Origin of the sequence: Dactylosporangium sp. CA-152071 (assembly GCF_050936335.1) — a bacterium.
GTDB classification, from domain to species: Bacteria; Actinomycetota; Actinomycetes; order Mycobacteriales; family Micromonosporaceae; genus Dactylosporangium; species Dactylosporangium maewongense.
Genome location: NZ_JBNJMZ010000001.1, coordinates 2,576,748 through 2,590,310, shown reverse-complemented (window position 1 = coordinate 2,590,310; position 13,563 = coordinate 2,576,748). Strand labels below are relative to the sequence as shown.

General features: G+C 71.6%; 16 protein-coding genes. 6 read left to right on the top strand and 10 right to left on the bottom strand.

Annotated elements, in window-relative coordinates:
* Positions 1-3: 3 nt before the first annotated feature.
* The 5 genes from ACQEVZ_RS11450 to ACQEVZ_RS11430 all read right to left on the bottom strand — a co-directional run bounded on the left by ACQEVZ_RS11450 (position 4) and on the right by ACQEVZ_RS11430 (position 3,883).
* The gene (locus ACQEVZ_RS11450) at positions 4-543 is read right to left on the bottom strand and encodes a hypothetical protein (RefSeq protein ID WP_433365092.1); all 540 of its coding nucleotides are present in this window, start codon (positions 541-543) and stop codon (positions 4-6) included.
* Between the two features lie 21 nt (positions 544-564).
* Positions 565-984 carry a hypothetical protein gene (locus ACQEVZ_RS11445; RefSeq protein ID WP_433365089.1) on the bottom strand — a complete coding sequence of 140 codons (420 nt, stop codon included), beginning with the start codon at positions 982-984 and terminating at the stop codon, positions 565-567.
* A gap of 83 nt (positions 985-1,067) precedes the next feature.
* The gene (locus ACQEVZ_RS11440; protein WP_433365086.1) at positions 1,068-2,054 is read right to left on the bottom strand and encodes an SDR family oxidoreductase; all 987 of its coding nucleotides are present in this window, start codon (positions 2,052-2,054) and stop codon (positions 1,068-1,070) included.
* 2 nt (positions 2,055-2,056) lie between these two features.
* Positions 2,057-2,494 (bottom strand): cold shock domain-containing protein, encoded by a 438-nt coding sequence (locus ACQEVZ_RS11435; protein WP_344504391.1) that lies wholly within the window; start codon positions 2,492-2,494, stop codon positions 2,057-2,059.
* A 48-nt stretch (positions 2,495-2,542) separates the two neighbouring features.
* A complete protein-coding gene (locus ACQEVZ_RS11430) occupies positions 2,543-3,883 on the bottom strand; it encodes an AMP-binding protein (protein WP_344504392.1) in 1,341 nt (446 codons plus the stop codon).
* 224 nt (positions 3,884-4,107) lie between these two features.
* Between ACQEVZ_RS11430 and chvE the strand changes: the two genes are divergently transcribed.
* From chvE to mmsB, 3 genes are read left to right on the top strand one after another with little or no spacing between them, the layout of a single operon-like run.
* Entirely contained in the window at positions 4,108-5,238 is a 1,131-nt protein-coding gene (gene chvE / locus ACQEVZ_RS11425; RefSeq protein WP_344504393.1) for a multiple monosaccharide ABC transporter substrate-binding protein, read from the top strand.
* 35 nt (positions 5,239-5,273) lie between these two features.
* Positions 5,274-6,815: a multiple monosaccharide ABC transporter ATP-binding protein gene (mmsA, locus tag ACQEVZ_RS11420; RefSeq protein WP_433365081.1), complete on the top strand. Its 1,542-nt coding sequence runs from the start codon at positions 5,274-5,276 to the stop codon at positions 6,813-6,815.
* A complete protein-coding gene (gene mmsB / locus ACQEVZ_RS11415) occupies positions 6,812-8,029 on the top strand; it encodes a multiple monosaccharide ABC transporter permease (protein ID WP_354898693.1) in 1,218 nt (405 codons plus the stop codon). Before mmsA ends, mmsB begins: the two co-directional genes overlap by 4 nt.
* Positions 8,030-8,215: 186 nt before the next feature.
* On the opposite strand, the gene ACQEVZ_RS11410 is transcribed toward mmsB, so the two are convergent.
* From ACQEVZ_RS11410 to ACQEVZ_RS11395, 4 genes are read right to left on the bottom strand one after another with little or no spacing between them, the layout of a single operon-like run.
* Positions 8,216-8,653, bottom strand: a complete 438-nt coding sequence (locus ACQEVZ_RS11410; protein ID WP_433365077.1) for a DUF5990 family protein — start codon at positions 8,651-8,653, stop codon at positions 8,216-8,218.
* A gap of 25 nt (positions 8,654-8,678) precedes the next feature.
* Complete coding sequence (locus tag ACQEVZ_RS11405) at positions 8,679-8,996, bottom strand: hypothetical protein (protein ID WP_433376733.1); 318 nt, start codon at positions 8,994-8,996, stop codon at positions 8,679-8,681.
* Positions 8,997-9,010: 14 nt separating this feature from the next.
* Positions 9,011-9,301 (bottom strand): maleylpyruvate isomerase N-terminal domain-containing protein, encoded by a 291-nt coding sequence (locus tag ACQEVZ_RS11400; protein WP_433376730.1) that lies wholly within the window; start codon positions 9,299-9,301, stop codon positions 9,011-9,013.
* Positions 9,301-9,513 carry a hypothetical protein gene (locus ACQEVZ_RS11395; protein WP_433365075.1) on the bottom strand — a complete coding sequence of 71 codons (213 nt, stop codon included), beginning with the start codon at positions 9,511-9,513 and terminating at the stop codon, positions 9,301-9,303. The genes ACQEVZ_RS11400 and ACQEVZ_RS11395 overlap by 1 nt, the downstream gene beginning before the upstream one ends.
* A gap of 74 nt (positions 9,514-9,587) precedes the next feature.
* Between ACQEVZ_RS11395 and ACQEVZ_RS11390 the strand changes: the two genes are divergently transcribed.
* The 3 genes from ACQEVZ_RS11390 (at position 9,588) to ACQEVZ_RS11380 (ending at position 10,842) form a co-directional block, all read left to right on the top strand.
* On the top strand, positions 9,588-9,881 hold the full coding sequence (locus ACQEVZ_RS11390) for a DUF2316 family protein (protein WP_433365072.1): 294 nt from the start codon (positions 9,588-9,590) through the stop codon (positions 9,879-9,881).
* A 74-nt stretch (positions 9,882-9,955) separates the two neighbouring features.
* On the top strand, positions 9,956-10,351 hold the full coding sequence (locus ACQEVZ_RS11385) for a DUF6915 family protein (protein WP_433365069.1): 396 nt from the start codon (positions 9,956-9,958) through the stop codon (positions 10,349-10,351).
* Positions 10,348-10,842, top strand: coding sequence for a hypothetical protein (locus tag ACQEVZ_RS11380; protein ID WP_344504401.1), 495 nt, complete (start codon positions 10,348-10,350; stop codon positions 10,840-10,842). The genes ACQEVZ_RS11385 and ACQEVZ_RS11380 overlap by 4 nt, the downstream gene beginning before the upstream one ends.
* A gap of 641 nt (positions 10,843-11,483) precedes the next feature.
* Here ACQEVZ_RS11380 and ACQEVZ_RS11375 read toward each other — a convergent pair.
* Positions 11,484-13,559 carry a discoidin domain-containing protein gene (locus ACQEVZ_RS11375; RefSeq protein WP_433365065.1) on the bottom strand — a complete coding sequence of 692 codons (2,076 nt, stop codon included), beginning with the start codon at positions 13,557-13,559 and terminating at the stop codon, positions 11,484-11,486.
* Between the last annotated feature and the right edge of the window lie 4 nt (positions 13,560-13,563).

Here is a 13,563-nt window from a genome sequence, read left to right as displayed (position 1 = left end):
GGCTCAGCACGCGCAGTCGAACGCGAGCCCGCTGCCGACGGGCTTCGCCCGCCACGCCGCCCGCACCGGCGGCAACCGCTCGATCTGGTCGCGCACGGCCGCGAGGGCCGCTTCCCGGCCCGCTCCCACCGGCGTGAAGTCGAACCCGCTGTCACTCGGGCGCAGCTCGCCGATGCCCGCGAGCTCAGGCCCGTCGGCGAACCACAGCCGGAGACTCACCTGCCACAGCTCCGGCCCGACCTCCACGTCGTCCGAGCCTTCCGTACCTTCCGTGCCGCCCGCATCGTGAACGTCGACGACGGCGAGCTGCCGCGTGAAGTCGAGCGACGGCAGCCCGCCGTTCCACGAGTACCGCCCCCACTGCACGATGAACCCATCCGCGTCGGAGTCGGGTTCGGGGTCGATCCCGTCGATCTCGACCTGCAGAAACGCGCAGAACGCCCGCCACGCCGCTTCGACGTTGTCGACACCGGCCGGATCGAGCCCGTGCTCCCGCAGAGACTGGTCGAGCGACTCCCCGGCGGCCCGCCACAAGACTCCCATCTCGGAGATCCTCCAGGGTGGTCAGGAATGGTGCCGGGTCCGGCGCCACAGGGATCTGGTGGCGGACACGAGGGACAGGACGAGGGCGGCGTTCGCCGCGGCGATCACGCCGAACGACAGTCCGAAGAGCACGGCCGGGAGGCGGTCGACGGTGTTGACGACGTCGAGGACGAGCGGGAGCCACGCGTGCCACAGCAGGCCCAGCGGCACGGTCAGGGCGATCGCCGTCCAGAACAGCGGCGTGGCGAAGTCGGCCGACGGGAACTCGTGGTCGAGCCGGCCGAGCTCGGTCATGGCGCCGCAAGCGACCGCGCTGACCGCCGCGACGTAGACCGCGACGGCCTTCCGGACCCGGCCCGGGTGCGTCGCGGGCGGGTGCGGGGCGCGGGCGAACCGCGTCCACCGCTCCGCTTCGTCGTCCCCGGTCGGGTCCCGGCTCATGACCTGTCCTCGCGCTGATCTCCCGACCCCAGTGTGCCGCCCCGACCCCGGCACCGTCCGCGGTTCGAGCGCGGAGCCGCGAGTCAGGACTGGACGCGGTAGCGGGCGGCCAGGTCGTCCATGAGCTTGTCGAGGTGGTTGTCGACGGTCTGGCGGGACGGGTCCTCGTCGAACCAGGCCACGATCTCGCGGGCGCCCACGTGGAAGGGGACGGTGGCGACGTAGTCGGGGACGAGGGCGCGCAGCTTGCTGTTGTCGAAGACCATCGAGTGGGCCTTGTCGCCGAGGAGGCCGGCGCCCCAGTCCGGGTCGGCGGCGGCGATCGCGTCCGACGGGACGTGGACGAGCTTGGCGGTGACGCCGAGCGCGGCGGCCATGTGTTCGGCGATCTGGTTCCAGGTGAGGACGTCGTCGCTGGTGATGTGGAAGACGTCGCCGATGGCGCGGGGGTGGCCGAGCAGCGGGACGAAGCCCCGGGCGAAGTCGGTGTGGTGCGTGAGGGTCCACAGGGACGTGCCGTCGCCGTGGATGACGACCTCGCGGCCGGCGCGCATGCGGGCGGGTGCGGTCCAGCCGCCGTCGAAGGGCACGAGGGTGCGGTCGTACGTGTGTGAGGGGCGCACGATGGTCGCGGGGAACCCGGACTCCCGGTACTCCCGCACGAGGAGGTCCTCGCAGGCGATCTTGTCCCGGCTGTACTGCCAGAAGGGGTTGCGCAGCGGGGACGACTCGACGACGGGCAGCCGGGCCGGCGGGGTCTGGTAGGCCGACGCGGAGCTGATGAAGACGTACTGACCGGTCCGGCCGCGGAACAGCTCGACGTCGGTGCGCACGTGCTCCGGCGTGAAGGCGACCCAGTCCACCACCGCGTCGAAGGTCAGGCCGTCGAGCGCGGCGTGGGCGGACAGCGGGTCCCGGATGTCGCCGCGCAGGACCGTGACGCCCGGCGGGAGCGGCCGGGTCGTGCTGGTGCCACGGTTCAGCACGTACAGGTCGATGCCGCGGGAGACGGCCAGGTCGGTGCAGGCGGAGCTGATGATGCCGCTGCCGCCGATGAAGAGGACCCTCATCCTCAGCTCTCCACCCAGCCGTGGGTGCGCGCGAAGCTGACCAGATGCTGGCGCGCCTGCGAGATCTGGCTGCCGGTGAGCGACGGGACGTGCTGGATGAGCAGCTCGGTCACCTCGGCGGAGAACTCGCGGCTGCTGAGCACGTCGCACAGGCCGTCGTCGTCGCCGGGCTCGGCGTCCTCGTCGTCGTGGTGCACGGGCCGCGACGGCCGGGCGTGCTCGCGGCGCGCGGGCGCGTCGAGGATGCGCACGGTGGCGACCTTCAGGCCCCGCTCGCCCTCCTCGACCTCATATTCGACGCGCATCCCCGGATGCACGAGGTGCCGCTGCTCGCCGAAGTCGTTGGCGTGGACGAACACGTCCTCGCCGCCCGCGTTGGGGGCGATGAACCCGTAACCACGCACCTCGTCGAACCGCAGAATTCTGCCTGTCTCCACCACGACCACCACCAGCCATCGGGCCGGCCCGCGTCCGCTGGGTCCGGCACATCAGAGCATAGGACCACCGAGGCGCTTCTTCTGCACCTTGCCCATGGCGTTGCGTGGTAGCGCCTCGACCAGGTGCACCACGCGCGGCCGCTTGTGCACGGAGAGTTGCCTGGCGACGAAGTCGACGAGGTCATCCGCGCCCAGCGCCGCGCCGGGGGAGACGACGACGTACGCGGTGACCGCCTCGCCGAGGTCGGCGTGCGGGGTGCCGATCACGGCCGCCTCGCGGACCGCGGGGTGCGCCAGCAGGGCGTCCTCGACCTCGCCGGCGCCGATGCGGTAGCCGCCGGACTTGATGAGGTCGGTGGAGGCGCGGCCGACGATCCGGTGCCGGCCGTCGGGGGTCTTGCGGGCGATGTCGCCGGTGCGGAACCAGCCGTCCACCAGGTCGGCGGGCTGGTGGACGTACCGCCGCAGCAGCATGGGTCCGCGCACCCACAGCTCCCCGATGTCGCCGTCGGACGCCTCGACGCGGGTCTCGACGCCGCGCACGGGGACGCCGACGTCCCCCGGGAAGCGGGCGCCGTCGAAGCGGCTGCTGATCGTGATCAGGGTTTCGGTCATGCCGTACCGCTCGACGGGTGTGTGGCCGGTCAGCGCGCGCAGGCGCTCGAAGACCGGCACGGGGAGGGCGGCGCTGCCGGAGACGAGCAGCCGCGCGCGGGACAGCGCCCTGGCCGCGGCGGGCTGCGCGCAGATCCGCGACCACACGGTCGGCACGCCGAAGTAGAGGGTCCCACCGGCGGCGGCATACCGCTCAGGTTGCGGTTTCCGCGTGTGTACGAGCGGAGAACCGGCCCGCAGCGCACCGAGCACCCCGAGCACCAGACCGTGCACGTGAAACAGCGGCAGGCCGTGCACGAGCCGGTCGTCCGGCGTCCAGTCCCACGCGTCGGCGACGGCGTCCACGCCGGCCTCGAGCGACGCGTGCGTGTGCACGACGCCCTTGGGTGCGCCGGTGGTGCCGGAGGTGTACATGATGAGCGCCGGGGACTCGGGCGCCGGGGTGGGCAGGCTGATCGACGAGCGCCGGGTGACGTCGACGGTGTCCAGGACGACCGATGCCCCGGAGTCGTCGAGGATGTGTGAGCGCTCGGCCGGGCCGGCGTCGGACGGCACGGGCACGACGGCGGCGCCGGCGAGGAGCCCGCCGACGACGGCGACGACCGTCTCCAGGGACGGGGTCGCGTCGACGGCGACGGTGGCCGCGCCGTGCACGTCCGCGGCGACCGCGAGGGCCGCGCCGAGCAGGGCCTCGGAGGACAGGGTCCGGCCGTCGACGGTCACCGCGTCGGGCCGGTCGGCGGATCCCGGGCCGGTGGTGCCGGCGAGCAGGCGCATGACGACCATCCTCCCATTTCGTGATCCGATGGTGTCTTGACACCTTCATTTGTGAGCGTTAACACTGTGCCGAGCAACACCCCCGCCACGGACTTGAAACGTTTACCGGCTTTCAAGTCCTCAATGACCAAGACACCCACAGATTTCTGCCGGCACCGTTGATAGCGCTCACATGGGCCGTCACCGGGCGCTGCACCCTGCGTACACCGTGGAGGACACCCCAGATGAAGTTCACCAGAGCACTGGCCGCCGCGGGCCTCAGCCTCGCCGTCGCGATCGGCGTCACGGGCTGCGGCTCCGCCGAGAAGACCGCCGACAAGGAGGCGGGCGCCGCCGCCGGCGCGGGCAGCCTCATCGGCGTCACGATGCCGACGAAGTCCTCCGAGCGGTGGATCGCCGACGGCAACAACGTCAAGGCGGCGCTGGAGAAGCTCGGCTACAAGGTCGACCTGCAGTACGCGGAGAACGACATCCCGACCCAGGTCAACCAGATCGAGAACCAGATCACCAAGGGCGCCAAGCTGCTCATCATCGCCTCGATCGACGGCACCGCCATCACGACCCAGCTGCAGCAGGCCGCGGACAAGAAGATCCCGGTCATCGCGTACGACCGGCTCATCCGCAAGTCCCCGAACGTCGACTACTACGCCACCTTCGACAACTACAAGGTCGGCGTGCAGCAGGCGACGTCGCTGCTGGTCGGCCTCGGCCTGAAGAAGGAGGACGGCAGCGACGGCACCGCGACCGGGCCGTTCAACATCGAGCTGTTCGCGGGCTCGCCCGACGACAACAACGCCACCTTCTTCTTCAACGGCGCGATGGACACGCTCAAGCCGTACATCGACAAGGGCACCCTCGTGGTGAAGTCCGGGCAGACCGACTTCAAGACCGTCGCCATCCTCCGGTGGGACCCCGCCACGGCGCAGAAGCGCATGGAGGACATCATCACCAAGACCTACGTCGGCGGCACCAAGGTCCAGGGCGTGCTGTCCCCGTACGACGGCCTCTCGATCGGCATCCTGTCGGCGCTGAAGAGCAGCGGCTACGGCACCGCCGGCCAGCCCTACCCGATCGTCACCGGCCAGGACGCGGAGAAGGCGTCGGTCAAGTCCATCATCGCCGGTGAGCAGTACGCGACGATCTACAAGGACACCCGCAAGCTCGCCGACGTCACCGTGAAGATGGCCGACGCGGTCCTCAAGGGCGGCAAGCCGGAGACCAACAACACCAAGGACTACGACAACGGCGTGAAGGTCGTCCCGTCGTACCTCCTGGAGCCGGTCATCGTCTACAAGTCGAACTACAAGACGGTCCTCATCGACTCGGGCTACTACACCGAGAGCGACCTCAAGTAGCCATGTCCCAGGCTCAGTCCGACGTAATCCTGCGGATGCGCGGCATCACCAAGACGTTTCCCGGCGTTGCCGCGCTGCAGGATGTGAACCTCGAGGTCCGCCGCGGGGAGATCCACGCGATCTGCGGTGAGAACGGCGCCGGGAAGTCGACCCTCATGAAGGTGCTGTCCGGCGTGTACCCGCACGGCTCGTACACCGGCGACATCGACTTCGACGGGGAGCCCTGCCACTTCGGCGGGATCCGCGACAGTGAGCGGCGCGGCATCGTCATCATCCACCAGGAGTTGGCGCTCATCCCGCACCTGTCGATCGCGGAGAACATCTTCCTCGGCAACGAGCGGGTACCTCGTGGCGGGCGCTGGGGCCTCATCGACTGGAACCGCACGAATGCCGACGCCGGCGCGCTCCTGCGCCGGGTCGGCCTCCGTGACAACCCGGTCACCCCGGCGATGGACCTCGGCGTCGGCAAGCAGCAGCTCGTCGAGATCGCCAAGGCGCTGTCCAAGGAAGTCCGCCTGCTGATCCTCGACGAGCCGACCGCGGCGCTCAACGAGTCGGACTCCCGGCACCTGCTGGACCTGCTCCTCGAATTCCGCGAGCGCGGCATCACCTGCGTGATCATCTCGCACAAGCTCAACGAGATCGAGGCGGTCGCCGACACCACCACGATCCTGCGCGACGGCCGCACCATCGAGACCCTCGACATGCGCGGCAAGGGCGTGACGGAGGACCGCATCATCTCCGGCATGGTCGGCCGGGACCTGTCGCACCGCTTCCCGCCGCGGTCGCCGTCCCCGGATCTTCCGGGCTTCGGCGCCGAGGCGCTGCGGATCGAGGACTGGACCGTGCACAGCCCCACCCAGCACGGGCGGGTCGTCGTCGACCGGGCGTCGTTGTCGGTGCGCCGCGGCGAGATCGTCGGGCTCGCCGGACTCATGGGCGCCGGGCGCACCGAGCTCGCGATGAGCGTCTTCGGGCGCAGCTACGGCACCGGCATCAGCGGCCAGGTGTACAAGGACGGCGTCCCGGTCGAGCTGCGGACCGTCGGCGACGCGATCGCGCACGGCATCGCGTACGCCACCGAGGACCGCAAACGGTACGGCCTCAACCTCATCGAGGACATCCAGCGCAACGTCTCCGGCGCCGCGCTGCCCCGCATCGCCAAGGGCGGCTGGGTCGACGAGAACCGCGAGTTCCGGGTCGCCGAGGACTACCGGCACAGCCTCAACATCAAGGCGCCCGGCGTCGGCGCCGTCACCGGGACACTCAGCGGCGGCAACCAGCAGAAGGTCGTGCTCGCCAAGTGGATCTTCACGGACCCTGACGTGCTGATCCTCGACGAGCCGACCCGCGGCATCGACATCGGCGCCAAGTACGAGATCTACACGATCATCAACCGGCTCGCCGACGAGGGCAAGGCGATCCTGGTCATCTCCTCCGAGCTGCCGGAGCTGCTCGGCATCTGCGACCGCATCTACGCCCTGTCGGCGGGCCGGGTCACCGGCGAACTGTCCCGCGCCGACGCGACCCCCGAGCGGCTCATGCAGCTCATGACCAGCTTTAAGGAACGCTCATGACGACCATCGTGGAGGCCGACACGGAGACCGTGGCGCCGACCCGCTTCTCGGTCAACCTGCGCCAGAGCGGCATCTACATCGCGTTCGCCGCGATCGTGGTCCTGTTCGAGGTCCTGACGTCCGGCTCGCTGCTGGAGCCGCAGAACATCTCGAACATCGTCGTGCAGAACTCGTACATCCTGATCCTCGCCATCGGCATGATCCTGATCATCATCGCCGGGCACATCGACCTGTCCGCGGGCTCCGTCGTCGCGGTCACCGGCGCCGTCGCCGCGGTGCTCATGGTCGACCTGGACGTGCCGTGGCCCGTCGCGATCCTGGCCACCCTCGCCGTCGGGGCGCTCATCGGCGCCTGGCAGGGGTTCTGGATCGCGTACTTCGGGATCCCGGCGTTCATCGTCACGCTCGCCGGCATGCTCGTCTTCCGGGCGCTCACCATGACCGTCCTGGGCAACCAGGGCATCGGCCCGTTCCCCGACGACGTACGGACCCTCGCCAACGGCTTCACGCCGGGCTTCCTGAACAACATCGGCCTCGGCGTCCTCGGCGGCGCGGACCTCTTCACGCTCCTCGTCGGCCTGGCGGCGGTCGCCGGGATCGTGGTCGTGCAGTGGCGGGCCCGCAGCGGCCGCATCGGCTACGGGCAGGCCGTCGACAGCCTTCCCGTGTTCGTCGCGAAGATCGCCGGCGCGTCGCTCGTGCTGATGTTCATCATCGTCCAGCTGGCCCGCTTCAAGAACCTGCCATGGGTGCTGGTCCTGCTCGCCGCGCTCGTCCTGCTGTACACGCTGATCTCCCAGCGCACCGTCTTCGGCCGGCACATCTACGCCGTCGGCGGCAACCTGCAGGCCGCCGGGCTCTCCGGCGTCAAGGTCAAGTCGGTGACCTTCTGGATCTTCGTGAACATGGGGCTGCTCGCCTCGATCGCCGGCATCATCTTCGCCGGCCGGCTCAACCAGGCCGGCCCGACCGCCGGCAACGCGTTCGAGCTGGACGCGATCGCCGCGGCGTTCATCGGGGGCGCGGCGGTGCAGGGCGGTGTCGGGAAGGTCGTCGGCGCCATCACCGGCGGCCTCATCATGGCCGTCATCAACAACGGCATGTCCCTCATCGGCTCCCCGAGCGAGCGGGTCATGCTCGTGAAGGGCCTGGTCCTGCTGGCGGCGGTCGCGTTCGACGTCTGGGCGAAGCGCCGGGCGGGCCGCTCCCGCTGAGGTCTCGCCGGTACGTGACCTGGGCGGGACGCGAACCGGTGGATGATGGAGGCCCAGGGGATGCTGACGGTCCCCTGGGCCTCCTGGTCGTTGCGGGGCCGCACGTCGTGGCCCGGTCAGCTTCGTTGCGGGGCCGCTCGTCGTGGTCCGCTCAGCTTCGTTGCGGGGCCGCTCGTCGTGGCCCGGTCAGCGCACCGTCCACGCGATCGCGGGCGGGCGGACCCGCGCGCACACCGGGTCGCCCGCCGCGTCGGTCAGGCCGAGCCGGCCGTGCAGCGTGCCGGCCCCGTCGTGCGCCGCGCGCAGCACCTCGGTCGGGATGTCGCCGAACATGAGCTTCGCCCGGCGGAACATCGCGAACTCGTCGCCCGTCACAGCGCCCCAGCTCAGGTAGAGGAACCGCGCCCCGGGCCGCCCGTGCACCCACGGGCCGCCGACGTCGAGCAGCCCGTCGACCTCCCGGCTGGCCACCTCCAGGTCCCAGGTCACGTCCGGCCCGTCGGCCCGGACCCTGTCCACCACCTCGGCCTTGCGCTGCACGCCGACGTGTACGTTGTGCAGCCGCAACGCCTCGGCGCCGGGGCGCCGCCCCGGCAGGTCGGTGCCCTCGATCCGGATTCGCACACCCCTGACCCTATGCCGCTCGGATTTACAGCGCCGCTATGGACGCGGGGGCTCGCTCCTGCCGGGCGAGTGCCCTGACCACCGGCAGCGCCCCGTGCCGCCACACCGCCAGCCTGCCGAGCAGCTCCACGGTCGCCGCGACGGCTTCCGGCGGCAGCTGCGGCGTCGGTACGTCGAGGCTCACCGCCAGGTCGTCCACGTGCACGACGAGCTCCAGCACCCGGGTCAGCAGGAAGTCGTCGGCCGTCAGCCCCCACTTCCCGACGTCCACGATCCGCTCCGGATGCTGCGCCGGCACGGTCGTGCGCAGCTCGTGCAGCGCCGCGTCGACCTCGGCGGCCAGCTCGGCGGCGCTGGTCAGCGCGGCGGCCTCCTCGCCCCGCGAACGATCAAGACGTTGTCGTCGCTGTCCCTGCCCGACCCGACCCAGCCCGCGCCGGTGAAGTGGTCCAGAACGGGGACGGCGGCCTCACCCGGCGGCCCCGCGAGCAGCGTCACGGTCCTGGTGACCTGATTGGCGAGGTGCCGGGCCAGCCCGCCGACGGTGAACCCGGGCAGCGCACTCGGCTCGCCCCACCTCGCCGTCACGGCCGGGTCCCGCAGCAGCCCCGCGACGGTGTCACTGGCATCGAGAAACGCTGATCGCATCACCCGTCGATCCTATTCGGTTTTTTGTTGAGGGCCTGTCCCGCGACGGCCTGGTCCAGCGCACCGACGACCCACGCGACCGCCGCGCCCGCCTGGTCCGCCTCACCCCCGCCGGCGAACACGCCAACATCCTGGCCACCGCGACCCGGCACGAGTTCCTGGCCGAGCTCTTCGCCGACCTGACGACCGAGGAACGCGCCGCCCTGGCGCACACCCTCGCCACCCTGCGCACCCGCGCCACCGCACTGACCTGAACCGGCCCGGAGAACCCAGCACGGAGGACTCCATGTCACTCAACCTCGCCGAGAAGGCCCAGACCGCCGCCGAACTCCAGGCAAACCAGCGCCTGACCGGCCGCACACCCGACGCCCTGGCGGCCGACCTCGGCTTCACCACCGCCTACCTCGACGACCTCCTGCACCTGCGCCCCGCCATCGACCCCGCCGACGTCTGGCTCCTGCGCGACCACCTCGAACGCGAGGTCCTCACCCACGGCGGCACCCCCGTCCCCTACACCGTCCTCACCGAACCCGCCCGCGTCGCCGCCACCACCTGGTTCAACCTCCGCCGCCTGCCGTGACGCCGCCGTTGCCCGCCGCCCAGCGATGATCTACATTCCCTACCGGCGTGGCGTCGCCGGGAGCGGGAGAGCGCGTGAACAGTTGGCACCATGCGGTCTCGGCGGCGCGCAAGTGGGGCGGCACCCCTGAGGACTACATCGAGTTGGAGGAGTTCCTCGATTCCTCCAAGAAGATCATCGGCGACGTCCGGCACCGGTCGCTCTACCACCACACCGAGGGCGTCTGGCTGTGCCAACGCGTCTTCGGCCGCACCATCGAAGTCTCCCGGAGCGCCGGTGGGACGGTCCAGGTCCCCGTCCGGCTGATCGCGGAGCGGCACGTCCTGGAAGATCTCGGCTGGCTTCCTTCACCGGCCGACTACATCGCCGGCATGCCGATCGCGCCGTGGATGTCCGGCGCGCAACGCAAGCAACTTCCGCTGTCCCACCTTCTGCAGAGCGAACCCCGGACCGAGGAGCCAGCCGAATGAGCCACTTCAACTTTCTCGGCATCCCGGTCGACGGGACCATCATCCGCCCCGCCCCCACAGTGCAGCAGCGCCCGCTGTCGGACCTCGAACCCCTGATCCGCGCACTCCTCGCCGACGACGCGATCGTCGAGTTCGGCTGGACGCAGTACACGCCCTACTACAACGACGGGGACCCGTGCGTGTTCAGTGTCGACACGCCATGGTTCCGGACTCCCGAGGACCCGGCCCTCGAGCCGCAGTTGACCCACCAGCTCCGGCTCGAGGATGGACAACACCCGTCGCTGGGCCGCCGGCAGGGCAAGTGGGTCAACGGGCAGAGGTACAGCGCATACACCGGCCCGGACGAGGAGCGGTACGACCGGGCCCGCGCACTCACCGACGCCTTCGAGAGCGAAGCGTTCAACCAGGTGCTGCTCGACGCATTCGGCGACCACGCACACATCACCGTCCGCCGCGACGGCATCACCGTCGACAGCTACTCGCACGACTGACACCTGCCCTCACCGGCCCGGCACGACGATCGGACTCCGCGGCCCGCGGCGCACCTGTGGCGGCGACGGTGCTGCTCGACGGTCCCGGCGAACGTCCGCACGCCCCGGTCCGGCCTGCCGGGTTCGCCAGCGCCCCGCTGTGATCCAAGGATGGTTCTGGTCGCGCGGGCGGCCGGAATCGTCCTTGGATCATGTGGTGTGTGGGCGGGCCGTGCGGGGTGTGGTGGCCGGGGTTGCGTGAGTGGGTGACCGGGGTGTGCCGAGGGGTTCAGCGGCTGCGATGTTCGTCGTCGAGGCCCTGACCGGGGTGGCTTCGCTGGCGATGCGGGGGTGCTGCTGATTGATCGCTGTGTCCGGTCAGCGGTGATGGAGGTTCGCCAGGCTTTGGGATGCATGTCGCGGGCCGGGACGACGGGCTGGCTCGCGGTCGCACGGATCAGCCGCGGTGCAGCTCGATCGCGGAGAGCTGGCCGGCGGGCTGGACGGTGTCGGAGGAGATGTGGATGCGGATGCAGCGGTGGTTGCCTGAGGGGACGGTGAGTGTGGCGTGCTGGCCGGTGGTGGGGTCGAAGTCGCTGCTCCGGGGGTCGCGCGGGGACGTACTGACGGGGCACGAGTGGGCTGGGCGCGGTCGTGAGGGGTCAGCCGCGGTACAGCTCGATCGCGGAGAGCTGGCCGGCGGGCTGGACTGTGTTGGAGGAGATGAGGATGCGGACGTAGCGGTGGTTGCCTGAGTTGACGGCGAGTGTGGCCTGCTGGCCGCTGTTGGGGTCGAAGCGGCAGGCGGCGCCCGGGATGAGGACGGAGAAGGCGGCGCCGTCGGGGCTGCCGAGGACGGTCACGGTCTGGGTGCGGGCGGGCCAGGCGGACGACGGGGGCAGGCGCAGGACGATGCGGCGGACCGCGACCGGGGCGCCGAGGTCGACCTGGATCCACTGCGGGAAGGCGTTGTTGCGGCTCTCCCAGTAGCTCATCGGGTCGCCGTCGGTGGTGCGGCTCGCGACATACGAGTCGGTGTGGCTGCTCTCCGTGGCCGGCCGGCCGCGTGCGACGTCGGTGCCGGTGTCCAGCGGCTGCGGGGGCGCGCCCGTGGCCGAGGTCGTGAGGCTGGGGCCGGCGGATGCGGATGCCGACGCCTGGGTGGAGCCGCGGGGCGAGGCGGACGTGCTGGCCCGAGGGGAGGCGCTGCCGCTCGCCGATGCCGCCGCGGACGGGGTGCCGGGCGCGGCGTCGGGGGTCGTCGCCGTCTGCGGCCCGACGTCGCCGGCGAGGTCGGCGCCGTCGCCGCCGCGCGGCCAGAACGCGACCAGGCCCGCGACGGCGAGCAGCACCGCGACGACCGCCGCGGCGGCCAGCAGCGCCAGGCCGTTGCGGCCGCGGCGGGCCGCGGCCGATGGGTCGGGCGGCAGCGGCGCGGGCGGCATGGGCAGCAGGTCGGCGCGCTGGAACTCGCGCGCCTGCCCGTTGGTCACGCCGCAGCCCGGGTGCCGCTCGGCGAGCTCCCGCTCGGCGGCCTCGCCCCACGTCGAGGACGTGCCTTCCACGACGAGGTCGACGGCGGCGGGGATGTCGGACAGGAGCGCGGTGAACATCGCCGACAGCGGCGGCCACACCAGGTCGTCGATCGGCTCCCCGGCGCTGCCGACGACGACCCGGTAAGCACCCGGCCGATCAGCGAACGAAGCCGGGACCGAGAGACCACCGGGGAGACCCGCATCCACAGCGGCGAACGACTCAGTGACGGCCGCGGTGGCAGGCAATGAGGCGCGGCCCTTCGCGGGTGGTGGGGGAGGGCCGGGGAACGCATGGATCCCGCCGCCGCTCAACCGCACCTGCCAGCCCATGTCCATCGCATATGTGGCGGGGGAGAGCTCGCGCAGCGAGGTGTGCGGCGGGGACGACGCCACGACTTCCTCGCCGCCGTCGGGGGTGAGGCGCAGCAGCCACGCGGGCTCCGCCCAGACGGGCCGGCGGTGGGCGTCGAGGGCGAACACCACGATCGACCCGGCGGGCGTGTGCAGGGGCACCCCGTTGACCAGGTGGATGGGCTCGCCGAGGCGGGCGGCGGCGGTCGCGGCGACCGCGCGGCCGGCGCCCTGGCCCGCGCCCAGCGGCACGAGGTCGGCGACGCGCCGCACGCGGGTCGGCAGGGCGGTCATGGCCAGTGCGAGCTGCTCGCCGGTGAGGGCCGGGTCGAGCAGCAGCCGCGGCCGGGACGGGTCCACGGCGACGGCGAACTCGACCCCGTCGAAGGCGGCCGCCGAGCCCACCGGGCCGGGGGACAGCAGCCAGCCGGCGGGGACGGGCTGGGCGATGACCGTGGAGGGCCACAGCGGCGCGGACCCCTGCCAGTCGGGTGCGGGCCAGCGCGGGCCGAGCGGCTCGGCGGGCCGGCCAGGCCGGTGCCGCCACCAGCCGCCGCCGGCGTCGGTGGTGACCATCACCCCGCCGGGCGTCTGCACGACCGGGCCGTCGGGCGCGACGACGGGCCGGTCCAGCGCCGCGGCGAGGTCGGGGCCGAGCGGGCCGTCCGCGAGCAGCACGACGCGCTCGGCGTCGGGCGGCACCGCCGCGGCGAGGTCCGAGGCTGTGACGGAGACGGCGGGGGCGACCGCTACGGCCAGCCACCCGTCGGGCACCACGGGGAATCCCGGCACGTCGCCGGCGAGCACGCACCGATCCACCCTGCGGATCAGGTCCGAGCTCGCCGACGTCATGCCA